The 25626-nt window shown below is 50.2% G+C and carries 22 protein-coding genes; 7 read left to right on the forward strand and 15 right to left on the reverse strand.

The window, feature by feature from the left end; all coding sequences use genetic code 11:
- Nucleotides 1-8: 8 nt before the first annotated feature.
- A complete protein-coding gene (chrA, locus tag LPW40_RS10155; RefSeq protein WP_230822147.1) occupies nt 9-1226 on the reverse strand; it encodes a chromate efflux transporter in 1218 nt (405 codons plus the stop codon).
- 252 nt (nt 1227-1478) lie between these two features.
- Here chrA and LPW40_RS10160 point away from each other — a divergent pair, with 252 nt between their 5' ends.
- The 3 genes from LPW40_RS10160 to LPW40_RS10170 all read left to right on the forward strand — a co-directional run bounded on the left by LPW40_RS10160 (nt 1479) and on the right by LPW40_RS10170 (nt 2761).
- Complete coding sequence (locus LPW40_RS10160; protein ID WP_230822148.1) at nt 1479-2126, forward strand: DUF2975 domain-containing protein; 648 nt, start codon at nt 1479-1481, stop codon at nt 2124-2126.
- 14 nt (nt 2127-2140) lie between these two features.
- Nucleotides 2141-2362 (forward strand): helix-turn-helix domain-containing protein, encoded by a 222-nt coding sequence (locus LPW40_RS10165; RefSeq protein WP_330166192.1) that lies wholly within the window; start codon nt 2141-2143, stop codon nt 2360-2362.
- An 87-nt stretch (nt 2363-2449) separates the two neighbouring features.
- Entirely contained in the window at nt 2450-2761 is a 312-nt protein-coding gene (locus LPW40_RS10170; RefSeq protein ID WP_230822149.1) for a HesB/YadR/YfhF family protein, read from the forward strand.
- A 34-nt stretch (nt 2762-2795) separates the two neighbouring features.
- On the opposite strand, the gene LPW40_RS10175 is transcribed toward LPW40_RS10170, so the two are convergent.
- The 5 genes from LPW40_RS10175 to LPW40_RS10195 form a co-directional block, all read right to left on the reverse strand.
- Nucleotides 2796-3242, reverse strand: coding sequence for a YaiI/YqxD family protein (locus LPW40_RS10175; protein ID WP_230822150.1), 447 nt, complete (start codon nt 3240-3242; stop codon nt 2796-2798).
- Between the two features lie 296 nt (nt 3243-3538).
- The gene (locus LPW40_RS10180; RefSeq protein WP_230822151.1) at nt 3539-5689 is read right to left on the reverse strand and encodes a DNA topoisomerase III; all 2151 of its coding nucleotides are present in this window, start codon (nt 5687-5689) and stop codon (nt 3539-3541) included.
- A gap of 106 nt (nt 5690-5795) precedes the next feature.
- Nucleotides 5796-6056 carry a hypothetical protein gene (locus tag LPW40_RS10185; protein ID WP_097040942.1) on the reverse strand — a complete coding sequence of 87 codons (261 nt, stop codon included), beginning with the start codon at nt 6054-6056 and terminating at the stop codon, nt 5796-5798.
- 19 nt (nt 6057-6075) lie between these two features.
- A complete protein-coding gene (locus tag LPW40_RS10190; protein WP_230822152.1) occupies nt 6076-6666 on the reverse strand; it encodes an anthranilate synthase component II in 591 nt (196 codons plus the stop codon).
- Nucleotides 6663-8066: an anthranilate synthase component I gene (locus tag LPW40_RS10195; RefSeq protein ID WP_230822153.1), complete on the reverse strand. Its 1404-nt coding sequence runs from the start codon at nt 8064-8066 to the stop codon at nt 6663-6665. The genes LPW40_RS10190 and LPW40_RS10195 overlap by 4 nt, the downstream gene beginning before the upstream one ends.
- 666 nt (nt 8067-8732) lie before the next feature.
- On the opposite strand from LPW40_RS10195, the gene LPW40_RS10200 reads away from it, so the two are divergent.
- Complete coding sequence (locus tag LPW40_RS10200; protein ID WP_230822354.1) at nt 8733-10322, forward strand: catalase; 1590 nt, start codon at nt 8733-8735, stop codon at nt 10320-10322.
- 316 nt (nt 10323-10638) lie between these two features.
- Here the strand turns inward: LPW40_RS10200 and LPW40_RS10205 are convergent, their stop codons facing one another.
- The 3 genes from LPW40_RS10205 to LPW40_RS10215 form a co-directional block, all read right to left on the reverse strand.
- A complete protein-coding gene (locus LPW40_RS10205; protein WP_230822154.1) occupies nt 10639-11145 on the reverse strand; it encodes a ferritin in 507 nt (168 codons plus the stop codon).
- A 151-nt stretch (nt 11146-11296) separates the two neighbouring features.
- The gene (locus LPW40_RS10210; RefSeq protein WP_230822155.1) at nt 11297-12856 is read right to left on the reverse strand and encodes an alanine/glycine:cation symporter family protein; all 1560 of its coding nucleotides are present in this window, start codon (nt 12854-12856) and stop codon (nt 11297-11299) included.
- A gap of 307 nt (nt 12857-13163) precedes the next feature.
- Nucleotides 13164-13610, reverse strand: a complete 447-nt coding sequence (locus tag LPW40_RS10215) for a DUF4385 domain-containing protein (protein WP_230822355.1) — start codon at nt 13608-13610, stop codon at nt 13164-13166.
- Nucleotides 13611-14180: 570 nt separating this feature from the next.
- Here LPW40_RS10215 and LPW40_RS10220 point away from each other — a divergent pair.
- Nucleotides 14181-16118 (forward strand): aconitate hydratase, encoded by a 1938-nt coding sequence (locus tag LPW40_RS10220; RefSeq protein WP_230822156.1) that lies wholly within the window; start codon nt 14181-14183, stop codon nt 16116-16118.
- Nucleotides 16119-16204: 86 nt separating this feature from the next.
- Here the strand turns inward: LPW40_RS10220 and LPW40_RS10225 are convergent, their stop codons facing one another.
- Nucleotides 16205-16453 carry a DUF2188 domain-containing protein gene (locus LPW40_RS10225; RefSeq protein ID WP_230822157.1) on the reverse strand — a complete coding sequence of 83 codons (249 nt, stop codon included), beginning with the start codon at nt 16451-16453 and terminating at the stop codon, nt 16205-16207.
- Nucleotides 16454-16530: 77 nt separating this feature from the next.
- A complete protein-coding gene (locus tag LPW40_RS10230) occupies nt 16531-17115 on the reverse strand; it encodes a 3'-5' exonuclease (RefSeq protein WP_230822158.1) in 585 nt (194 codons plus the stop codon).
- Between the two features lie 138 nt (nt 17116-17253).
- Between LPW40_RS10230 and LPW40_RS10235 the strand changes: the two genes are divergently transcribed.
- The gene (locus tag LPW40_RS10235; protein ID WP_230822159.1) at nt 17254-18432 is read left to right on the forward strand and encodes a M20 family metallopeptidase; all 1179 of its coding nucleotides are present in this window, start codon (nt 17254-17256) and stop codon (nt 18430-18432) included.
- Between the two features lie 48 nt (nt 18433-18480).
- Here the strand turns inward: LPW40_RS10235 and LPW40_RS10240 are convergent, their stop codons facing one another.
- Nucleotides 18481-19818 carry a hypothetical protein gene (locus LPW40_RS10240; RefSeq protein WP_230822160.1) on the reverse strand — a complete coding sequence of 446 codons (1338 nt, stop codon included), beginning with the start codon at nt 19816-19818 and terminating at the stop codon, nt 18481-18483.
- A gap of 192 nt (nt 19819-20010) precedes the next feature.
- Here LPW40_RS10240 and LPW40_RS10245 point away from each other — a divergent pair, with 192 nt between their 5' ends.
- The gene (locus LPW40_RS10245) at nt 20011-21387 is read left to right on the forward strand and encodes a hypothetical protein (RefSeq protein ID WP_230822161.1); all 1377 of its coding nucleotides are present in this window, start codon (nt 20011-20013) and stop codon (nt 21385-21387) included.
- Between the two features lie 39 nt (nt 21388-21426).
- Here LPW40_RS10245 and LPW40_RS10250 read toward each other — a convergent pair whose 3' ends face one another.
- The 3 genes from LPW40_RS10250 to LPW40_RS10260 form a co-directional block, all read right to left on the reverse strand.
- Nucleotides 21427-21852, reverse strand: a complete 426-nt coding sequence (locus tag LPW40_RS10250) for an Ohr family peroxiredoxin (RefSeq protein WP_230822356.1) — start codon at nt 21850-21852, stop codon at nt 21427-21429.
- 80 nt (nt 21853-21932) lie between these two features.
- A complete protein-coding gene (locus LPW40_RS10255) occupies nt 21933-23936 on the reverse strand; it encodes a CocE/NonD family hydrolase (RefSeq protein ID WP_230822162.1) in 2004 nt (667 codons plus the stop codon).
- Nucleotides 23937-25454 (reverse strand): BCCT family transporter, encoded by a 1518-nt coding sequence (locus tag LPW40_RS10260; protein ID WP_230822163.1) that lies wholly within the window; start codon nt 25452-25454, stop codon nt 23937-23939.
- Nucleotides 25455-25626: the final 172 nt, after the last annotated feature.

Here is a 25626-nt window from a genome sequence, read left to right on the forward strand (position 1 = left end):
TCAAATTGTTAAATGCCCGGTAATAATTGTAATAGATATCCCACTACAACACCAAGGATAACGATCATCCAGGCGGGCATCTTCATCTTGAACAGCATGAAGAACAGCAACAGCGCCAAAAAGAAGTCAGCACCCGAATTGATGCCGCTCGTGAACACCGGATTATAGAACGCCGCGAGCAGGATGCCGACGACAGCGGCATTGACGCCCATCAGGACGCTCTGAAACTTTTTATTTCCGCGCAGCACATTCAGAAAAGGCAGTGCGCTCATCACGAGCAGGAATGACGGCAGGAACATCGCGATTGTCGCAATGATGCCGCCCGTCGTACCGAGCATCACCGTGCCGAGGTAGCTTGCGAACGTGAATAAAGGACCCGGCACCGCCTGCGCCATACCGTAGCCCGCAAGGAACTGGTCGGCCGTGACGAGGCCCGTCGGCACGACTTCACGCTCAATCATCGGGAGCACCACATGCCCGCCGCCGAAGACGATCGAACCGACTCGGAAGAAGATGTCGAATATGTTCAAGTACTCATTGTCGAACAAAGAATTCAATATCGGCAGCAGGATCAACAGTCCGATGAGCGTGACAAATGAGATGATGCCGATGTTCCGTGTCAGATTGAATTTGAAGTCCGTGAGTTTATTTTCCGCCTTGTCCCTGAAGAGTATGTAACCGGCGACGCCTCCTATAGCGATGGTCAAAATCTGGATCCACGCGTTCGGATATATGAGCATGAGACCCGCGGCACCGATTGCGATCAGCATCCTTGGTATGTCCGGTGCGAGGTTCTGTCCCATGCCGATCAAAGCGTGCAGCACGACTGCGACTGCCACGATTTTCAGGCTGTTGATGAAGACAGCACCTTCCAGATCGAACGTCTGGTACATCAATGCGAAGATGATCAGCACGATGACCGACGGTACGGTGAAGCCGAGGAACGAGAGTATCCCGCCCGGTATGCCGCCCCGCAGCATCCCGATCGATATGCCGACCTGCGAACTCGCCGGCCCCGGCAGGAACTGGCAGACGGCGATGATGTCCGCATATAATTTATCATCCAGCCACTTCTTTTTATTGACATATTCATCCTTGAAATATGCAAGATGCGCCACCGGCCCGCCGAAAGAGGTGAGGCCCAGGCGGAGTGACGTCAGCAGGATTTCAAGCAGATTACCCTGCCCCCGGTTCCTGTTCACTCTTGATTGAGATTCGTTAGACATAGAAGCCTCCATAATAATAGTTTTGTAGTCTAAAGTTAACAGGATTTTCATATGAAATCCATAGCATGGCGGCAATTAATCAATTCTTAACATTTCAGGCCCCTGGCCGCCGATATGAAATCCTAAGTACTTTATTCGTATCCTTTCTTTAATGCATTAGATAAAATATTTAATGTTTATCATTAAATATTTATTGCCTTATGTTAAATTTCGGTGTATAATGTAACCACAAACCATAAGGAGGAATTACCGATGGCAGATCACACGCTCATCCACAAACGTTTCAAGACCATGGTCAATGTGCTCTACGTGCTTTCCTACATCCCACTCGCATTCGTTGCGCTCGGCATCCTTGTATTGCTTGGAGGCATCATTGCCGTGCCGTTCATTCCTTTCGCCGCCATCGAAAACAGGCTGACGGACCTGCCCGTGACCGGCACATATGAAACGACAGGTCTCACACTCGAGGTCACCGACGCCTATCTTGAGACGATTGCACTGGATCAGACGGCAATCCTGCTCACACTCGCTGCCTTTCTGCTTTATCTTGCAGCCATCGCAGTAATATTGTTTTCCGTCAACAGATGGCTGTACAACTTGAAGCAGGGCAATATTTTCACGGTCAGAAACAGCCGCTTCATAGAGATTGCCGCCTACACCGTGATTATTTTGACTGTGATTGATGCATTGGCCGATCTGGCCGTCGGATATTTGATGATGCAGACATTTTCATTGGCGGAAATTTCATCAGAATTGAACGAACAGCTGGTATTCGGCGTCGACCAGCTGAGCATCGAATTCAACCTGATGCTCCTGTTCAGCGGCATCATCATATGGATACTCGCCAAAGTGTTCAAATACGGTGCTTTCCTGCAGGAAGAATATGATGCGACAGTTTAGGAGGGGTGATTAATGTGATTATAGTCAGACTCGACAGGGTGCTTGCGGACAGGAAGATGCCGCTCGGAAAACTGGCCGACGAAATCGGCGTATCCATCGTCAACCTCTCCAATCTGAAGACTGGTAAAGTGAAGGCCGTGAGGTTCTCGACGCTTGATGCGATATGCAGGGCACTCGACTGCCAGCCGGGGGATATTTTGGAATATGCGCCGGATGAACCGGAAGATGAAATTTAAATAGCGAAATATTTGCACTTTTCCGTAAATAGATATAGGATTGAGGAAATGATTTAAATATGTCATCAATCAAAGGGAGAGTGTAATATGAAATTAAAAGTAACAGACGCGGCACTTAAGTGGTTTAAAGATGATGTGGAACTGGAATCCGGCGACAAAGTGCGTTTCTTTGTCCAGATTTACGGCGACAGCGCCGTACGCGAAGGTTATTCACTCGCTTTTACTTTAGATAAAGATGACAGGAAAAAGGCAGTCGAATATGAGAAGGACGGCATCGAGTTTTACGTCAATGAAACGGATGTATGGTTCTTCGACGACCATGACCTCTCCGTGGAGTACGATGAAGAGAAGGATGAAGTCGTCTTCAACTATATAAGAGAAAAAGAAAGACAGGCGTGATCTTCCCCGCCTGTCCTGATTAAGTAAACCCTCCTCAATCGGAGGGTTTTATTATTTTACGGAACAATTCCCGGAATGTCTCCCGGTCCTCTTTTGAAAACGGCTTCGGGCCTTTCGTCCTGCCGCCCGCCTGCCGGATTGCAGCGCTCATATGGCGCGTGTCGAGCAGGTGGTCGATGTTCATCGCATCATACTCGAACCCTTTATGGTGCAGTACTTTCGCACCCTTCGGCAGGAGCAGGGATGCAAGCCCGTAATCCTGCGTGACGACGATGTCGTCTTTTTTTGTGAGCGCAACGATCTTGAAATCCGCCGCATCCCGGCCCGCATCCACATAAATCGTCTCAACATGGGCGGGCACATCCTGGTTGGAGAAATGTGAAATGCTCGATACCAGGGTGACCGGGATATTCTCATGAGCCGTCTCTTTGAAGATGATATCCTTCACCGGACAGGCATCCGCATCAACGATGACTTTCATATATTCGTACCCGCCTTTCATGATTTGAATATGTGCTGCGGCTGGCTATCGGCCAAACTAATTTCCATTTGACCGATGGGGCTCTTCTATCGGCCGAACCGACTCCCGCTTGGCCGATGGAGCTCTTCTATCGGTCGAACCAACTTTCATTTGGCCGATAGGGCTCTTCTATCGGCCGAACCGACTTCTTCTTGGCCGATGGGGCTATCCTATCGGCCGAACCGACTCCCACTTGGCCGATGGGGTCGTTCTATCGGCCGAACCGACTCCCATTTGGCCGATAAAGGTAACCCCAGCTACTCCCCAAGCTTCAGTTTCTTCAACTGTTCGGCGAGGGCGTTGTTGATCGGTTCCGCTTCTTCATCCTTCTTCAGATATTTGTTCACGGTGCGCTTATCGACGCGGCCTTTACTTTCCTTTTTCCTGCGCGCTTCGAAGCTTGATAATTTTTCGCGGTGGCCGCATACGCATGTGAATATCTGGGCGTCGCCCGAGCCGCTCAATGTGAGCTTCTTCTTACATTTAGGGCATCTGGCGTTCGTGATCTTCGCGACATTCTTCCTGTGGCCGCATTCGCGGTCCTGGCAGACGAGCATCTTGCCTTTCTTGCCGTTCACTTCAAGCAGCGGTTTGCCGCAGTCCGGGCAATCACGGCCGGAAATGTTATCGTGCTTGAATGTCTTATCGCTTGCCTTCACTTCAGCGACGATGTCTTTCGTATGCTTCTTCATATTATCAATGAATTTCTGCTTATCCAGCTCTCCGCGCTCGATACGCTCGAGCTGCTTCTCCCATACCGCCGTCGTCACCGGGGATTTCAAAATTTCCGGCGCAAGGTCGAGCAGCTGCCTGCCTTTCGAGGTGATCCTGATCGCCTGGCCGTTCTTCTCAAGATAAAACGTGTTGAACAGTTTATCGATGATATCCGCACGTGTCGCAACCGTCCCGAGCCCGCCGGACTCGCTCAGTGTTTTGCTGTGGGTCTTGTCCATGCTGAAATATTTAGCCGGATTCTCCATCGCCTGCAGGAGGGATGCTTCAGTGAACCTTGGCGGCGGTGTCGTTTCACCGGTCGTCTTGTTCACACTCTTAATTTTAAGCATCTCACCCTTTTCGACATCCACGGTCTTCCCTTCCGCTTCTTCTGTATAAGCGATCTTGAAGCCCTGCTTCAGTACGCGGTTGTACTTCGTCTCGAGCACCTCACCGTTCACTTCGGCGGTCACCGTTGTCTCCTCATACTCATAAGGCGGCAGCAGGACGCCCATGAAACGCTGGATGACCAGGTCATATACACGCTTTTCCCGCTCGCTGAAATCACTGTAATGCACAGTGCTCTCGGTCGGGATGATCGCATGGTGGTCGCTCACTTTTTTGTCGTTGACGAACGAACCGTTCCCTTTGATCGGCGCGCGCAGAATATGGGTTGCGACTTTTCGGAAATTGCCGATGCCGCTCGCCTGGACACGTTCCTTCAAAGTTGGCACGATATCCTCGGAAATAAACTTCGAGTCGGTCCGCGGATACGTCAGCACTTTATGCCTTTCGTACAGTCCCTGCATCGTCTGCAGCGTCTCTTTTGCCGACAGGCCATAAATCTTGTTCGCATCCCGCTGCAGTTCGGTCAGGTCATACAGGCCCGGTGCGAACTGCTTCTTTTTCTTTTTGACGACATCTTTCACGGTTAATTGATCCGCCTTCAATTTCTTCTCGATGGCATCTACTTTGTCTTCATTGAAAGTCGAGAAGCTATTGCCGTCCTTCCACTTGAACTTCAGCTTATCCGTCGCAACCTCAAGACCGTAGTATGTTTTCGGCTTGAAGTTTTTGATCTCTTCATCGCGCGCTGCGATGATTGCAAGCGTCGGTGTCTGGACGCGCCCGCAGTTCAGCTGTGCGTTGAACTTCGTCGTCAGCGCACGGGTCGCGTTCAGCCCGACATACCAGTCCGCCTCACTCCTCGCAACGGCCGCCTGATACAGGTTGCGGTATTTATTGCCGGGCTTCAGATTTTTGAATCCTTCCGAAATCGCCTTGTCGGTGACGGAAGATATCCACAGACGTTTAATCGGTTTGTTCACCTTCACGTAGTCGATGATCCAGCGGGCTACGAGCTCGCCTTCACGTCCGGCGTCTGTCGCGATGATGATTTCATCCACATCTTTCCGCTTCAGCTGCGTCTGCACCGCCTTGAACTGCTTTGTCGTCTGCGGTATATGCGTGAGCTTCAATGGCTCCGGCAGCATCGGCAGATCCGCCAGGTTCCACTTCTGGTATTTCTTATCGTAACGCTCCGGGTCCTGCAGGGTCACCAGGTGGCCGAGCGCCCATGTCACAATATATTTATCCCCTTCAAGGAAACCGTTCCCTTTTTTACTGCACTTCAGCACGCGGGCGATGTCCCGGGCGACCGAAGGCTTTTCAGCAAGCACTACACTTTTTGCCAAAATATTCATCCTCTCTCGTTCACAATTCATCATTCAATTATACTGCTTTTCCCCTCCGGAATAAAGCCATTGAAAAAGGACTGCCCATATGGACAGTCCCCATGCATCATTTCTCCTCGAGCCCGTTCACAAACTGTTTCGCTTCGGCCTGAGACATGCCGGTGACATTCCTTACGTACTTCACCGCTTTGCCGGCCCCCTGGGTCTCGAGCTTATCTCTTGCCTCCACGACCCATTTCTCTTCGGCGGGCGGCGCCTCGAGCTTTTCGATCTTCTCCCTCAGGTGTGCAAGCTCCTTGCGCTGGGCGAAGATGATCGTCACTCCCGCAAAGACGAGCAGTATAAGCCCCATCGTCAGTAAATCCATATTCAACGCTCCTTATGAATCAGCTCCGCGCCTCCTGCACCGGCGCCATTCTGCTGTTTTTCATCACTTCAATATAGTTCCTTATGATATCACTCCCGGCGTCGCATGCAAAGGACTCGGGGTGATATTGGATGCCGAAGTGGGGCTTTTCGATATGTTCAAAAGACTGGATTGAATCCCGAGTCTCACCGGTCACCCTCAAGTCCGCAGGAAATGTTCCCCGGTCGCTCACGAGGGAATGGTACCGCATGATTTCGATCGTGTCTCCGAGGCCTTTATAAAGCTTTGAATCCCCGACCACACGCATCTCATCCATCTTGCCGTGTTTTACGACAGTACCTTCCACGACCTCACCGCCGTAATGGCAGGTCAGCGCCTGCGAGCCCAGGCAGATGCCGAGTATCGGCTTATCCTCATAAGCACGGATGATCGCCGTCAGATGTCCGTTATCCAGCGGATGTCCCGGTCCCGGGGAGATCACAAGTCCGTCGACTGCAAGATCAAGCACATCCGCGTCATCAGGGTATCTCACGACCACTTCATCATATTCCTCCAGCATATCGATCAGATTATAGGTGAATGAATCATAATTGTCGATTACAAGTATCATGGGTGCACCTCCAAAAGGCTCTTCACTTTCAGCTTCGTCTCTTCCAGTTCCTTTTCCGGCACGGAGTCATAGACGACACCGCAGCCGGCTTCCACATTCACATACTCGTCGTCGACGAGCATCGTCCGTATCGCAAGTGCGAAATCGAGTTCCTGGTTGCAGTTGATGTAGCCCACACCGCCTGAGTATATGCCCCGCTTCTCCGGACGTACTTCGTATATGCGCTCGATTGCGCGGAGCTTCGGCGCACCCGATACGGTGCCGGTCGGCAGCAGGCTGGTCACGACATCAATCGGTGAGATATCTTTTTTCACATCACCCGTCACGACGCTCACGATATGCATGACGTGCTCATACTTCTCGATCTCCATGAGACGTTCAAGCCTGACGCTCCCCTGCTCGCTCACGCGGTTCACATCATTGCGCCCGAGGTCGACGAGCATGCGGTGTTCGCTGAGCTCCTTCTCGTCACTGGAAAGCAATTCTGCATTCACTGAATCCTCCTCTGCATCACGCCCGCGCTTGATCGTGCCGGCGATTGGATTCGTGATCACCTTGCCCTTCTCGACCTTCACGAAGCTCTCAGGAGAGCTGCCGACGATGATCGGATCATCGAAGTTCAAATAGTACATGTACGGACTCGGATTCTGCCGTTTCAAATTTTTATACAGCTGGAAAGTTAGTACATTCCGCTCATGCCCGAATGCATGGCGGTATTTGTAGATTCGTGAAGGCACGGCCTGGAACATATCGCCCTTCTGGATCAATGACTTGAAATAGGACACGGTGTCCATGAAGTCCGCCTCGGTGATGTTCGTCTCAATTTCCCGGTTTTTATTGTCATAATCGATCACCGGATGATAGAGCCGGACCGACTTGAGTTCCCCGACCATACTTTCAAGGCGTGCTTCAAGCTCTTTCCGCCCCGCATTCGAAAACAGGTTCGACGTGATCACATGGATCTTCTCCTTGTAATGATCGAACACATACAGGCTCTCCACCATATAGAACACCAGGTCATCGGTCGTATTTTCAATCTCGATCTCCTGCAGTTTTTTGAATGCATGGCGCACAAGGTCGAAGCTGCAGCTGCCGACAAACCCTGAGACGAGCGGCAGATCCGCAAGCACCGGATCATCGATTTCCGCCTTATATTCATTCAGCAGATTTTTAAGCTTTTTATACGGATCGGTGCCGTAGCTGAAAATGGTGTCCGGATACTCGACTGTCAGCCTATGGCTGTCAAGCGTCACTTTCCCTTGATGATCGAATGCAAGCATCGAATACCTGCCTTTCATTTCGTGCTGAGACGCACTTTCAAAAATGACCTTCTTCTCCCTCATCTGCGCAAGCGCCTCCGGCGTCACTTCCGCATTCAATGTTTCATATATGATTTCCATCCTGAATCCCCCTTTTTAAAATAAAAAAATAAGCCTCCTAAACGAATAGGACGCTTACACGCGGTGCCACCTAAATTGGGGACAAAGTCCCCCACTTGACTGATATCGAATTATACACCGGCAGAACCCAATTCATCCGGCATCCATATCGGTTCGCATCAACCACCGACTTTCTGAAATAAAAACACCGGATTACTCATTCCCACCTGAATAAAAAAGCACCACAGCAACGCCTCAAGGACGCGTCACCGTGGTGCCACCTTAATTAACATTAATGAATGTTCACTCTTAAAAATACATTTTAAATTTTACTTTCCGCCCAATTCACAAATATCGTGTGCTGATTTGCATCACCCATCAGCTTTCTTTTGCTACATCGTATATTTGCTACTGAATATCTAATAATATATAGCGGTTCAGCAGATAAGTCAACTGTTAATTCTAAATATTTGCATTTCCCTCTTGTTTCCTCTCCCGTTCAATGTTTACCGGCTCCGCCATCCGGGTAAGCTTTACATGTAAACTGAATGGACTTTTGGCACTCAGTAAATATATCACTTATATAGATTGAAGCGGAAAAATTTACAGGAGGTTTTTATTTTGGCAGATAAGAATTATCAGAAGGAAAATGAAATTCCTCGCGAAAAAGAAGCAGATCGTGAACCGATGACGACCCGTCAGGGCCATCCGGTGACGGATAACCAGAACATGCGCACAATCGGCGACCGCGGCCCTGCGACGATGGAAAACTATCATTTTCTTGAGAAGATGTCGCACTTCGACCGTGAAGAAGTACCGGAACGCGTCGTCCACGCTCGCGGAACCGGTGCATTCGGCTATTTCGAAACTTACGGCAAGGTCGGCGATGAGCCGGTCGAGAAATATACACGTGCCAAAGTGTTCTCAGGCGCAGGAAAGCGGACACCTCTGATGGTGCGCTACTCCACTGTGGCAGGCGCGAAGGACTCCCCTGAAACGGAGCGTGATCCGAGAGGTTTCGCTGTAAAAATGTATACCGAGGACGGGAACTGGGACCTCGTCGGCAACAACCTGAAGATTTTCTTCATCCGTGATGCGATGAAATTCCCGGATATGATCCATGCATTCAAGCCCGATCCGGCATCGAACATTCCGGATCCGACAAGGATGTTCGACTTCGTCTCCCGCTCACCGGAAGCGATTCATATGATCACCTTCCTTTTCTCACCGTGGGGCATCCCTGCAACGTACCGCCATATGCAGGGCTCAGGTGTTAACACTTACAAATGGGTGAACGACGAAGGTGAAGCGGTGCTCGTCAAATATCACTGGGAACCGAAACAGGGCATCCGCAACCTGACGCAGGAAGAAGCGGATGAAATCCAGTCGAAAACCGTGGCTCATGCGACGGAAGACCTGTATTTGGCAATCGAGCGCGGAGATTATCCGGAATGGGAGCTGTTCGTCCAGATCATGGAAGACGGCTATCATGAGGAGCTTGATTTCGATCCGCTCGATGACACGAAACTCTGGCCGGAGGATAAATTCCCTTGGCTGCCGGTCGGCAAGATGGTCCTCAACGAAAATCCGACGGACTTCCATGCACAGATCGAGCAAGCGTCATTCGGTACCGGCGTGCTTGTCGACGGTATGGACTTCTCCGACGACAAGATGCTGATCGGAAGGACCTTCTCCTACTCTGATACACAGCGTTACCGTGTCGGTGCAAACTATCTGCAGGTGCCGGTCAACAGACCGAAGACGAAAGTCCGTACGAACCAGCACCGCGGCCAGCTCGATCACCGTGACCCAAGCGAAATGGGTGACGATCCGAGCATCAACTATGAGCCTTCGATGCGCGGCGGCCTGGAAGAAGCGGAAGAGAGAGGCAAACCGCATCAGCCGACTTACAATGCGGAAGCATTGAGGAAGCCGATCGACCGCCCGAACAACTACGGACAGGCCGGCGAGACGTACCGCAACTTCGAGGACTGGGAACGTGATGAACTCATCAAGAACCTGTCCAATGTCCTCGCACAGAGTGACGAGCGCATCCAGGAAGCGATGGTATATCACTTCACACAGGCCGATGAAGACTACGGCAGACGTGTCAAAGAAGGCATCGAAGCCAAAGTGAAAGAAATGGAACAGATGGAAGACGAAGGTGTACCTGGCCGTGAAGCCGGACAGAAATCCAAATTCGGTGCAGGCACCCAGAAACAGCAGGAGGCGTCACAGGACGCAGTGGACAAAGGCCACGAAGCCGATCCTTATTAAAATTATTGAACAAGGCGGGACTTCTGTCCCGCCTTATTTTTAATTGAGAGGTTTTATTCTGATGAGCGGCTGAGCGGCTGCTCATTCGTTATGGAAACAAGACTTGGATGAGCAGGCTTAAAGGAATTCTGCTCACTCATCCTCAAAATCACCATCGAATGAGCAGAACAAAAGAAATTCTGCTCATTCACCTTTAAATTCTCCCTCGGATAAGCAGGGGCGTCAAAACCCTGGATTTCCACATGAAAAAGAGGCCGGGCACCTCTCCCAACCTCTAGTCATTATCCCCGAAAGCCATTTCCCGGGAAATAGATGTTCATTCTTCCGGTACGTCGAATTGCCTTTTGGCAAGCTCACGCTCATATACATACAATGCATTGCCGTCATCTTTCAGCCGGCCGATGTAATCGAGGTGTGTTTCGAACATCGCTTCTTCTTCCACCTGCTCATCGAGGAACCACCTGACGAATGACAATGTCATATGCTCGCGGTCTTCGGTGGCGATATCGGAAATCTCATAGAAATTCCTGGTCACCGTCTTCTCCTGTTCAAGCCCCTGCCTGAAAGTGTCGAGCAGGGAATCATAATCGTTTTTCGGTTCGGGGATGCTCTGGAATTTTGCATGTACACCACGGTCGTTCAAATAGTTATAGATTTTGGTGCCGTGGTACCGCTCCTCTTTTGCCTGCTGTTTATAGAAGTTCGCAAAGCCGTCGTAACTCTTGTTTTCGCAATACGATGCCATTGCCAGGTACTCATGCGCTGCTGCAAATTCATGGTTCATCTGGTCGATCAAAGCTTGTTTCAACTTATCTGATAACATTTTAGAACCTCCCTTTCACCACCTATTATATCGATTCCCTTAACACAATATCAAAAGATTGACCCGGCTTCAGAAATTTCCGTACCGGAACAGAAAAACTCCTGCATACCAGATTCTCATTCCATCCGGGATGCAGGAGCTGCATATCTTTTTATTTACCTTCTTCGACCTCATCAGAATATCTATATTCCGGGTCGTTCCGCTTCGGATATTCCACTGTCCAGAAGTCCGCACCCTTCATATCCTTATCCGGTGTATAGATGATTTCTTCAATTTTCCCCTGTTTTTTGAGTTTGTACTGCCGTTCGTAATCCTTGAATGCGCGTAAGGCCGGTTTCTGCAGGAGCAGTATGGCGATGATGTTGATCCACGCCATGAGTCCGACACCGAGGTCACCGAACTGCCATGCAAGACCCGCCGTGGAAACTGTGCCGTAGTACGCTGAAGCGATCAGCGCGATACCGAGCAGCGGTTTGGCGAGAGGTATCTTGTTCTTCGTGATGTAGACGAGGTTCGTCTCTGCGATATAGTAGTATGCGAGCAATGTCGTATAGCAGAAGAACAGCAGTGCAAATGCGACAAAGTATGTGCCGAAGCCGATGAAATCAGGTGTGAACCCTTCCAGACCGTGGAACGCTTTGTCAACACTCGCCTGTGTGAAAGCTACCGTACCGCTGACATCCCGCGTGCCGTCACCCGCTTCCTGATAGACGTTGTTATCTATGAGCAGTCCGTCCGCACCATCCGATACGTTGTACATGCCGGTGATGAGGATCATCAGCGCTGTTGCCGTACATACGAATAACGTATCGATATATACGGAGAACGCCTGCACAAGCCCCTGTTTCGCCGGGTGGGAAACTTCAGCCGCACCCGCAGCATGTGCGCCGGTACCCTGACCAGCTTCATTCGAATAAAGCCCCCGTTTGACACCGATCATGATCATGGCACCGACGATGCCGCCGAATGTCTGTTCAAGGCCGAATGCACTTCTGAAGATCAGTGCAAAAAGTCCGGGCACCTGTTCGATGTTCATGATGACGATGATACCCGCAACGATGATGTATGCGATGGCCATGAACGGCACGATTGCAGTCGCAACATTCGCGATCGCCCTGATCCCCCCGAAGACTACCGCTCCAAGTATGATGACCAGGAAGATGCCGACCATCCAAGGTTCAATTGGGAATGCATTGGTTGCAGAACCCGATATCGAGTTTGCCTGGATGCCCGGAAGCAAAATACCGCAGGCAATGACCGTCACCACTGCGAAAAGTAGTGCGTAGTACTTGCCGAATGTGCCGCCGATCCCCTTTTCGATGTAGTAGGCAGGTCCCCCACGGTACTGACCGTCCTGCCTCTGTTTATAAATCTGTGCAAGCGTCGACTCGACGAATGCACTGCCTGCGCCTAAAAATGCGATAAGCCACATCCAGAAAATTGCACCCGGACCCCCAAGGAAAATTGCTGTAGCCACACCCACGATGTTACCCGTGCCGACGCGTCCTGCAAGTGACACCGCGATGGCCTGGAAACTTGAGATCCCTTCTGCAGACTTCTGACCGCCGAGCATCAGGCGCACCATATCTATGACATACCGCACCTGGAAAAACTTCATCCTGAGTGAGAAATAAAGACCGACGACAACGAGCAGGATGACGAGTGCCGCGCTCCAGACAATATCATTCAAAAACGTCACAATAGCTTCCATTTAAACATCCCCTTTGTTTTTCAACTCTGTAAGCTGAGATAAATATAGTATATTTATGCCCGCTTGTCTACTATTATTTTCAGAAATTTCAACCGCTTACAAAGCCTTCATATCAGTGCTTATAGTAAGTCCATGGTACATAAGGGGTTGTATGTATTTATGCATAAACTTATAAATTATTGGATTTATCTTTATAATCAGATAAATTACATAGATAAACAGATTTAATCGCAAAATATATGCACTACTGCATAAATTGATGTAAAAATACAACCGGATCATATTTGAACCGGCTGTCTGTATTAATTCACCCATATTCTTTTTGATGCTTCCTCTTCAGCTTCAAATACTCTTCATCCTCACGGACTTTGATCCATTTCTCTTCGAATATCCGTGCAGACTCCGCCTTCTCCTCATCAATCTGCCGCTCTTTCACTTCACCGTCTTCATCATATTTCCGTCCGCCTTTATAATTCGCGTAGCGTCGGGAGCGTGTATAGCCCATCTGCAGGAACTTCCTCGCCATGTCCATGCCGACGAAATCATCATCCTTCTTATATTCCTCGTACATCTTATAAATCTTATCCGATGACTCGCGCGCAATATCCGGAGTCTTGAACCGCCAGTGCGGCAGGATTTCACTTTTATAGGGCTCGACGAGCAGCACACCCTGCTCGCCCCGCCCGACGCGGTAGAGTTCCGGATTTTCCCTGAAATCAATCGAATCGAAATCGAGGTCATAGTCGAACGCCATCGTGTCCCCTCCAGTACTCTTTTGATATATCATCTTATCTTTTACCCCGATGCCCAGTCTCTGAACCTGAAAACTGCAGGTGAAAACCAGTGAGAATGCAGGAGTGGAAATTATTACATTTACACCAACCCGGCGTTGCACTACAATTAAGAAAAAGCAGACAAGGGTGATATGGGTGAAAGGTTTGTTGTGGATAGTGGGGATGTTTCTTCTTCTCGTTGTTATATTTATCATAATTTGGGTCATGACTGCGGATCGCGTCGGCAACACGGAAGTCCTGCTGCCCGGAGGCGGCATTGAATATATAGGTGCTGCCAAGGAAGCAGTTTATAATCAGTGGTTCATCTGACTGTAAACAATCTTTATCAGAATGTCTTTGGACAGTAATTATATAAGAGCATGAACACCCCTTTATGGCCGGGAAGGCATCCCGCTGTAAAGGGGGTTATTTTTTGGAGGCGAATCAATGAAAATTCCAAGTTTTCAGTTTACCTTTCCCGGTTTAGTGCAATAGTATATGTACAAGCGGTTTTTCGACAGCGTAAGCGAATATTACAGGAGGGGTATGAAATGCAGTTGAATGTTTCACAAAAGTTAATCAAGGACCATCTGGTATCCGGTGAGATGACGCCGGGTTCGGAAATCGGCCTTAAGATCGATCAGACGCTCACGCAGGATGCGACGGGGACGATGGTGATGCTGGAGCTGGAAGCGATGGAACTTGACCGGGTGAAGACCGAAGTGTCCGCCCAGTACGTCGACCATAACCTGATCCAGGATGACCACCGTAACCCCGATGACCACATATTCCTAAGAAGTGCCGCACAGCGGTTCGGCGTCTACTACAGCAGGCCGGGTAACGGGGTGAGCCACCCTGTGCATATGCAGGACCTCGCCATACCAGGCAAGACTCTCCTCGGCTCGGACAGTCATACATGCGCAAACGGATGCATGGGTATGCTTGCGATGGGTGCCGGCGGAATCGACGTCGCAATGGCCATGGCGGGTGAAACGTACCATATCACGATGCCGCGCATTATGGGTGTCAAACTCACCGGCGAGCTGCCTGAGTGGGTCAGCGCAAAAGATGTCATTTTGGAACTGCTCCGCCGTCACAGCGTCAAGGGCGGTGTCGGTAAAATCATCGAGTATTACGGACCGGGGCTCGACAGCTTATCCGCAATGGACCGTCATGTGATTGCGAACATGGGCGCAGAGCTCGGCGCGACCGCATCGGTGTTCCCGTCGGATGATGAAGTGAAGCGCTTTATGACGACACAGAAGCGTGAACATGAATGGGTGGAACTGAAAGCGGACGAAGGTGCCGAATATGATGATCATGATGAAGTGAACTTATCCGAACTGGTTCCGCTCATCGCAAAACCGACAAGTCCCGATAACGTCGTACCGGTGACTGAAATCGAAGGGGATCCGATCTACCAGTCCTATATCGGTTCATCAGCAAACCCGGGTTACCGCGACTTTGCGATTGCAAGCAAGATCGTGGAAGGCAGGCAGGTGGCGAACGGCATTTCATTCGACATCAACCCAACCTCCAGGCAGCAGCTCCAGCAGCTCGTTGAAAACGGTCATATCGCGAATCTCCTATCCGCATCCGGGCGTCTCCACCAGGCAGGCTGTAATGGCTGTATCGGCATGGGACAGGCGCCGGCTTCAGGCCAGAACAGTCTCCGCACGACGCCGAGGAACTTCCCCGGACGTTCCGGTACAAGGGAGGACAGCGTCTTTCTGTGCAGTCCGGAAACCGCAGCCGCTTCAGCTTTGACCGGTGTCATCACAGACCCGAGGACGCTTGATATTCCATATCCTGAAATCGAGGAGCCGGCAATACCTGAAAAAGGGCTCGAGATGCTTGAAGCACCGCCAGAGGACAACCAAAGCGTCGAAATCAAAAAAGGCCCGAACATCTCGAAAATCCCTGATTTTGAACCGATCGAAAACAACTTCGATGTGCCGGTCATCCTCAAAATGGGAGATAACATCTCGACCGATGAGATTCTTGCAGGCGGTTCAAGAGTCCTCCCGTACCGCAGTAACATCGAGATGATCAGTACATTCACTTTCGAAGGTGTCGATGAGACGTACAATGACCGCGCAATGGAAATACGTGACGAAGGCGGCCATATGATCGTCGCCGGCCATAACTACGGACAGGGCTCCAGCCGTGAACACGCCGTGCTCGCACCGCGCTACCTCGGCATGAAAGTCGCCCTGGTGAAGGACTTTGCACGGATCCACCTGCAGAACCTCATCAACTTCGGCATACTGCCGCTCACCTTCGTCAACCCGGAAGATCACGAACTGATTGAAGATGGAGACATCATCGAATTCAGGAATGTCCATGACAACATAAAGAACAGCGATACATTCGAAGTCACCCTGAAGGAATCCGGCAGGAAAATCCCGGTCAGGCACAGCATGACACAAAGGCACCTCGACATCATGCTTGCCGGCGGCATCATCAACTGGGTGAAACAGAGAAGCTAGACCTTACCATGAAAGGCCCTTTTGGGCCTTTTCTTTTTGTGAAAAATAAAAACCGTATGCCCATGAAAGCATACGGTCTGCCATTTTTACTGATCATACTCGATCTGGTCTTCGATCTCCCCGCTGTCACTATGGATGATCGCTTTTGAGCCGGCTTCCTCCGCCCGCTTCTTCGCATCCTCAATGGCCTCATTCTTATTGTCGAAAGTGTTGAGGGGTGGGTTTTTGCCTTCTTCCTTCACTGCCCAGTCCTTCTTGTCGCCGGGCACGACATGGTAGCGCGCATCATCCGTACCGGCCCGCTTCTCGAAATAATTGCCGCGTTCATCTGCCATATATATGCCTCCTCGTTTTGAAGTATACAGTTATCATGTTACCCGGGAGGATTATATTTAAACAGGCAGGAGAATGTTCAATACCTTGATCTTCTCTTCTTCGTATAGCCGTTCCTGCCGAGTGTGCCCAGCTGATAATTGTGATACGCATTGAACTCTTCTATGCTCAAATTATTGTCTCTAAGGATATTGTATGTGATGTGTCCTGCCATTCTCGCATCCGCCAATGCATTATGGTGGTTGTCGGCGGCCACATTGAAGTATTTCGCCATGTTCACAAGTTTATGGTTCGGCAGCCGGTACATCGCCTTCGAGAGTCTGTAGGAACAGATGTAATTGAGCGGCGGTATCGTTATATTGTATTTCCTGTAGGCATCCTGGATGCCGTACATGTCGAACTGGGAAAAGTGTGCGACCATTATCTGGTCACCGATGAATGACTCAATGTCCCTGTTCACTTCAGGGAAAGTCGGTTCGCCTTTGACATCCGCTTCCGTGATGCCGTGTATTTCTATATTTGCATAGGAGAAATATTCCTCCGGATTGATCAGTGTATAATATTCATCAACGATCTGTCCTTCTTCAAACTTGACCATACCGATCGAACAGATAGAACTTCTTTCGCGGTTGGCCGTTTCTATATCAAGCGCCACATATTTCATAAGCCGCCTCCTGTTCATAATGTCTTATTATAACATCTCCCGCATGAATTTTATTAGCATAAAACCTCTTATCTTTCCGTTGTCGAAATATTTTGATAATGGTATAATTTTACTGATAAAAGCAAAGGGGGCCTGTCCATGGAGAAGCTATTTTCGCATTTGGATACACTTTACGGGGAAATTGTCGAAATCAGACGTCATCTGCACAAGCATCCGGAATTATCGTTTGAAGAAGTCGAGACAGCGAAGTATATTGCAGAATATCACAGGAAACTCGGCCACAAAGTGAGGGAGCAGATCGGGGGGAACGGTGTCGTTGCGACTCTAGAAGGGGATCTGAAAGGGCCGACCGTCGCCCTCAGGGCGGACTTCGATGCGCTGCCAATCACGGAGGAGAATGATTTTGATTTCAAGTCGGTGCATGAAGGCGTGATGCATGCCTGCGGACATGACGGTCATACAGCCACCCTGCTCGGTGTGGCAAAAGCGCTCAACAAATTGAAGAGCGAACTGAAGGGCAATATCGTCTTCATCCATCAGCACGCCGAGGAACTGCCGCCCGGCGGTGCCAAAGCCATGATTGAAGATGGATGCCTCGACGGTGTCGATGTGATTTTCGGTACACATCTCCAGGCACAGGTCCCGCTGCACGAAATCCAATACCGCCCAGATGCACTCCAGGCTTCGGCTGATAGATTTGAAATCACCATCCAGGGGAAAGGCGGCCATGGCGCCGTCCCGGAAGAGACGAAAGACAGCATATTGATTGCTTCCCAGGTCGTCACGAACCTCCAGCAGATCGTCAGCCGGCGGGTGAGCCCGCTGGATGCCGCAGTCATATCCGTCTGCTCATTTGATGCCAGAGGTCCGTATAATGTGATAGCCGATACAGCGACCCTCATCGGAACATCCAGGGCGCTGAATGAGGAGGTGCGCACAAAAATCGAAGAGGAGATCGAGCAGGTGGTCAAAGGGACATGCCTGCTGTCAAATGCTTCATATGAATACAACTATACGAGGGGCTACCCCGTCACGGTGAATCATAAGGAAGAAGCGGAATTTGTGATGGAAATCGCAAAAGATGTCCCCGGAGTGGAAGAAATCAAGATCACCGAACCTTTCATGGGCGCCGAAGACTACTCTTACTATCTGCAGAAGGTCAAAGGCACTTACTTCTTCACCGGAGCGAGGCCGAGAGATGCAACAGAGGCCTACCCGCACCACCATCCCAAATTTGATATCGATGAAGAAGCTCTGTTGATCGCCGCCAAAATCCTGTCAAAATCCGCAGTGGAGTATATGAACAGACATTCATGATATCAGACAATAAAAAAAATGTACCTCTATCCATTAGAGGTACATTTTTTATATAAAGTACAGAACAACAAGCAGTGCATAACCCGCTGCCCAGATGCCCAGGCTGTACAGAACGTTATGCTTCGGCAACGTGAATATGCTCCGGTCGGCAAGGCTTGATATCAGCAGGTTGATACCGGTGAACGGTGACAAATTGACCGTCACGCTCCAGTTGAGCAGCAAACCGACGGCGATATAATAATGGTCGCTCACATCCATGTCCATGCTGAGCACGGCGAGGGATGCGATCGTGATCGAGATGATCGGATGCACGCTCAGGAAAGCGAGCCCGATGATCATCACAGCGAATATCGGGATGAGCAGCAGTACATGATCCACGCCTGCCGCTTCCAGCGCATTGATCAGGAGCGTATCGAAACCGACGACGAGGAGTGACGTCCCGAATACGCCGGCACTGATGAAGACGAGCAGCTCGTTACCCATCTTCGGTATCCGCTCCTGAGTATAACTCTTCAGCCCCTTCACCACTTTCTCGACGCCGCCGATGATGGGCGTCCATATGAAGAACAGGATGATCGCAACGAGCGGGATGATGTTGACGATGGCAAAATCGCTGAATACATCAAGTGCGATGATCAGTCCGGTCATGCCGACCATTATGACACTGAGTTCGATCAGCCGGCGTTTATTGTAGTAAGCCGGAGGCGATGACGGCATCTCAGGGTATTTATTTTTATTGAATAAAAACCATTCAGCCGTGATGCTGATCACCGAGAGCGCGAGCCCGTAAGCTGCGATGGTGACCCACTGGACTTCGAAGTACGACAGGACGACCGCAATGGAGATGAAGTACGGCGACCAGGCGAATAAGAGCGCAAATCCGCGGTTCAGCGCCGCCATGCGCATCACTTTGTGATCCTTGAACTGCTCCGTGTCGGTCAGATAGTAGAGTATCGGCAGCGTACCGACATTCAGCACCGCCCCGATGGAAAATGTACCAAGCTTCAAAGCGTTGTAGGACTCCTTCGTACTTTTAAAAGATGTTTTCATTATCCCCGTGATGTCCTTCAAGTATCTCTGTGATGTGATCGGGATGGACAGGAGCGGCACGAATATGAAAATCATGAGCACCGCCGTGTTCATCAGGAGCCCTTCAATCACATCATCCACAGTGCCGCCGATGATATATAAAATTACGGCGGTCGCGTTCAGTATGATGACGACCGTGAGCGGCACCCTGCTCAAGTACGGCAGATAACTGAACAGCGTCAGCGCGGTGAAGATGGCAATCGCGACTTCGATGCCCGGTATATCGACGAATAATGATGTGAGGAACATGATCCCCATGCCCAGGACGAAAAACGGCCTGAAGAATTTAAATTTCATATGTATCTTCCTTAATCAGCTTTTACCCTAATCATATCGCATTTGGAAGGACAATGGGTCTCAGACAGATGAATTATGACAATTTCATGTCATATTATTTTGGAATAACTGAATCGCTTTGGCATAGTCCGTATATCTATCATATAATTAAAGAATATACATCTCACATTCATCGTGAAAGCGGGTTTTACATTGAATATCTTAAATAATCAGGCCCTATTAAGGAACTTCTTTTACATATATGCCACTCTGTTCGTCCTATTCCTCATCTATTTCTTCAGCGGTATTGGGGTGCTTGGACAACTCGTGAATTACCTGGCGGCCGGCGTGCTGATCATTTCCTGGCTCTTCGCCTCAAGGCTCTTTAAAATGATCGGCGGCCTTTTTGTTGCGGCGGGGGCCATTTTCATGCTTACAGCCGGCGGAAGTGTCGGTGAAATCATCAGCAACACGACAAGCAATCTCCCGCTTCTTTTGTTCTTCAGCCTCCTTCCATGGATCGGTGTGGTCGTAAAAGTCGGAGGGCTGGATCAAAGCGTCACGCAGATGATTCAGGATGAGGCAAACAAAGTGGAGAAAATCTACGGCAGAAGTGTCGTGACATCTTACTTTCTGGCAATCTTCCTGAACATATCCGCCATATATATCATCCAGAATATACTGCGTGACTTGTTCAAAAATGAGTCGGTCAGCTTCATGAACCAATTCATCATTAAAGCGACACTGCGGGCTTTCGCACTTGCGGTCATATGGAGTCCGCTCGAAGTGATCGTCGGCCTTACGGTCGACTCGACGGGTGTCTCCTACTTCACCCTGCTTCCATGGCTGCTTCTGACATCGGTCATCGTCGGCCTGACCGAGATTCTGCTGACGCGTCGTGAGTTCAAAGGCATGACGATCGACGCGCCATTCGATGAGATCAACAGCAGGGCACTCCGCAGTTCCATCATCAAAATGGTGATTCTGCTGGTCAGCTTCCTCGCTGTCGTGATGTTCTTCAACGTGAACTCCGACCTCGATTTCGTCATGACGATCGCTTTGATCATCCTCCCATTCTCCTTCGCTGCGGCATTTGTAATGAAGCGGCTGCCAATCTTCATGAAGACCGGCTGGAAAACGTGGAAGAACCACAACAACCACATGCAGAACTTCTCTGTTTTATTCCTGTCGCTCGGCATCTTCTCCGGCGGCTTCAACAGCAGTGCCGTCCCGGAGATGATGCAGCAGGTCTTCGGTTATGTCGATTCATTCCTGATACTGATACTTCTGCTGATCATGGCTGTGATCTACGGCCTCGCCATGATTGGGGTTCATCCGGTCGCGGCGCTCGCAATACTTGCGGAAGTGCTGGTCCCTGTCCTGACGCCTGAAAATGCACTTTCCATCAGCATTGCCATGGTCGTCTGCGGCATGAGCATATCCGCCGCTGCGCCTTACGGCGTCAACGCGACCATGACCGCACAGAGCATGGGCATCAATCCATACAGGATCACAAAAATGAATATCGGCTTCTCGATCAGGATGGGCCTCACCGGCATCCTGATTGCGATGATCGCACTTATGATATAAAAAAGAGGAATCCACCGGATTCCTCTTTTCCATTTCTTATTATTTAGTTGTACCTTTCAATTCCACTTCAATACCGTCGCGGGCCATCTTGGAATACGGGCATAATTTATGCGCATCTTCTACATACTGCTGGGCCTTGTCCGTATCCACGTCTTCAAATTCCACTTCTATCGAAGCACCAAGCTTGAAGCTGCCGTCTCCTTCATCTTTCAGGAGTCTGGCGGTCGCTTTGACCACACGGCCGGTGTTTTCAACTCTCGCTTTCTTTAGGACACCATCAAGGGCGCTGTTGAAACACGCACTGTATGCTGCCGCGAAAAGTTGTTCCGGGTTCGTCTCTTTCGTGTCTTCCCCGCTCATCTGCTTCGGCTGTTTGACATTCAATGAAAATGACTTGTCTTCGCTGTGTACTTCGCCGTCCCTGCCGCCTGTGTTGATCATCGTTGTCTCATACAAAGGTTCCATCAAAAGCTCAACTCCTTTTATAGTCTGCCTTCATTCTATTGGAGTTTTATCCGGGTCTCAAATAAATTGAATCCCCTGCTTTACGTATAGTACCTCGGCACTGTTTTCTCCCACGTTTTATGGAAGCATTCCTCACTGTTGTTGTAGCCAGTCATTTCATTGAAGAGATAGTAATTGTCTGCGTCACAGCTCATGATGCTTTTTGTGACGACTTCAGTGTCGATATCGTCATCCTTCACAACGACGGTCCAGTCACATTCGACTTTTGCGGATAATGGATCGTTCTCCTTGATCGTATAGACGTTGTGGTTCGTCGAGCCGTACGTGATGTTGGATTCCGTCAATGTGCGCAGTCCTTCATCGGAGAAGTCATCGAGCACCCATTCGCCCGTAGTGAGCTTCTTGATGACATTGCGCGTCCTGTAACCTTCCCTCAGAATCTCCTTCTCAAGCGGTGAAGCGGTCTCCGACTGCTCATATTTCAATCGCACTTCCTTGAAGTCGTTGATGACCGGTAGAAGGAGTGACGAACGGTCGAGGTCGACGGTGAGGTCTGCAAGCTCCGCGTCCGGCCATACCTGCGGCCAGTACGTTGGTGAAATGGAGACTTCGATGTTGTGGCCTGCCTCAATCTGGTAGCCGATGACATCAAGCGGTATTTCCACATCGATGTATTCGCCGGCCGGCAGATCTTCAGGAAATTCATGGCTCTTATAATGGTTCAGGTTGAGCTGACCTTTTGTCACGAGCGTCTTCTCCCCTGTCGGGTGCACATCGGACACCCTCACATGGAGGTTCGCCTTCGCCTGTTCGGATTTCACCCGGACTTTTGCGACCGGCTGGCCGACGATATTCGTGGCCTCGTTCTGCGCCGGCAGCATGAATGACGTTGCCAGTGCGTTATCGATGACCTGGTCATCCGGCAGGTCGCCTTCCTGGCCGAACGGGCAGAATACGCCCGAGTACAGGCCGTGATGCTGGCGGTTGATGAGATTCACCTCACCCGTGAGATCATTCAAAATATCCACGGTCTCCGCTTCTTCATCATACAGGTTCAGCCATCTGCCTTCCCTGTAGTCGTAAGTCGTGGCAGGCTTCACGCCGTCCTGCACATAGACCAGGAACTCATCCTTATGATTTTCCTGATCGCCTTCATCGGTCATCCAGCGGTCGAGCCATTCGGTGACTTCCTGAAGGTAGCCCATCTGCGGGCCCGGTATCGCCATATCCGGGAACTCATGCGCCCACGGTCCGACGATGCCCCTTTTCGGCACGTCAAGGTTGTCCATCAGGCGGAACAGCGCATTCGTATAGCCGTCCGCCCAGCCACCCATAGTTAAGACAGGTATTTTGATGGCACTGTAGTCCTCTCCCACCGAGCCGTGTTTCCAATAGTCATCGCGCGTCTGGTGGGAGACCCATTCTTCCACGAACGGCGGGGTGTTTTCCATGCGGTCGAGCCACGTGTCATACCAACGCTCACCGACGTATTTTGGAAACGGCGGTCTGCCATTATATGCGAACATCGTCGACGCCCACCAGAGCATGTCGGATGCCATCATCGTACCGCCCTTATAATGGACGTCGTCTGCATAACGGTCATCTGTCGAACATAAAGTGATGATCGTCTTCAGCGCCTTCGGCTGCAGTGCCGCGAGCTGGAGGCCGTTGAATCCGCCCCATGACTTTCCGATCATCGCAACAGAGCCGTTCGACCATTCCTGGTTCTCGATCCATGCAATGATATCGAGCGCGTCATCCTGCTCCTGCTTCGGATATTCATCCTCGATGATCCCTTCGGAGTCGCCGGTCCCCCTGATGTCCACACGGATGGACGTATACCCCATCCCCGCAAAATATTTATGGCGGATTTCATCACGGAGTGCCGTGAATTCATCCTTCCTGTAAGGGAGGTATTCGAGTACCGCCCCCTTCGTCTTATCCATATTTTTCGGCTGCCACAGTTTCGCTGAAAGCTTAGTGCCGTCGGACATCTCTATCCATGTATGGTGGATGATCTCCACTTCATAAGGAAAGTCCGTCCTTTCCTGGATTTTATTATAATCTACGTCGAATACACCCAATTATTTCTCCTCCTCGTAAATATGTTCGTCGTTCTTCAGCCATTTCATCAGTGAAATTAACAGCAGAAGATAAATGATGACGACTGGAATCGCAACCACCACGGCCGATGTCTGAACCACATTCAATCCGCCGATCAGCAGGAGTGAAATGGACAGGAGTGCCATGATAAGTCCCCAAAGGATGGTATGCCATGCCGGCGGCTCAATGCCGTCACCAACTTTAATCGATGCGGTCGATGCGAGTATATAGGATGCCGAGTCCAGTGAGGTCGCAAGGAATATGAATCCAAGTATGACGAAAAACAGGATCGCAAAATAGCTCGCAGGCAGCGTTTGAAGTACATTGATGATGGTCGCTGCGTCCCCGTTTTCAGCCATGCTGCCGGTGACGTCCAGTTCACCCGTCTGCTGCAGGTTCATCGTGTAGCCGCCGAATACTGCAAAATAAAGCCAGCTGCCGAGTGATCCCCAACCGAGTATATGCAGGATCATGCTCTTCAATGTGCGCCCTTTTGAGATACGCGCAATGAAAAGTCCCATGAACAGCGCAGTGGCTGCAAACCATGCCCAGTAGAAGACTGTCCATGCCTGCGGGAAGCCGCCTCCGGTGATCGGGTCAGTATAGAAACTCATCCTCAGGAAGTTCTGGGCCATGATGCCAAAGCTGTCAGTGAAATATGTCAGTATGAATCCCGTCGGTCCGGCAAGGATGACGAAGATTGCGAGTGCCAGAGCCAGATAGACGTTCAGGTTACTCAGCCTGCGTATACCTTTATCCAGTCCGAGCGAAGCACTGGTGATGTAAATGATTGCCCAGATGACCATGATGAAGATGCTGAGTGCAATCGACTGTTCCACGCCGAAAAGGTGGCCGATACCGGCTGAAACCATCGGCACCCCGAGCCCGAGTGATGTACCGAGACCGCCGACAAGGCTCCAGATGACGAGGATATCGATGATTTTACCGACGATTCCGTCAGAATACTTGCCGAGTGCCCCTTTGACGGCCTGGCTGACTTTAAGTGATTTGTTCTGTTTATTATAAAATGAATACGCGATGACGATCGTCGGAAACGCATAGATGCACCATGCGGAAATCCCCCAGTGGAACATGCCGTATGCCACGGCCCACCCACCTGCAGTGTCGCTGCCCGGTTCGATGCCGAACGGCGGCCCCTGGAAATAATACATCGGTTCGATGATCGACCAGAACATGATGCTCGTACCCATGCCGGCACAGAACAGCATCGCCCCGTAACTGAAGTTGTTGAATCTCGGTCTTCCATCCCCCATCTTCACCATTCCGTACCTTCCGAATGAAATCCATAACAGTAATATGAAAAGCCCGAAAGTCATGAATTGGAAAATCCAGTCCATCTGGGTGGTGATCTCAGATAAGATAGTATTTAAAAACGGTTCTGCGGATGACTGGAAAATGATTAAAAGCACTGTGAGCGTTAACAGCACGACGATAGACGGCCAGAATATCAAATGGTCCAACCTCGCTCTTTCTTTCATTGAATCCCTCCATAGAATATTTTTTATGTATACCCTGAAATGAATGACTCTGTCATTTTCTTTCAGAAAGCGCACCTAATCAAACTAACATAGATATCAGAAGGATGTAAGGGTTAAAACCGATTAAAACGCCTTCATGCGGCTTTTTATATGTATTTAACCATACCCCCTC

Source organism: Salinicoccus halitifaciens (assembly GCF_021026095.1).
Classification (GTDB): domain Bacteria; phylum Bacillota; class Bacilli; order Staphylococcales; family Salinicoccaceae; genus Lacicoccus; species Lacicoccus halitifaciens.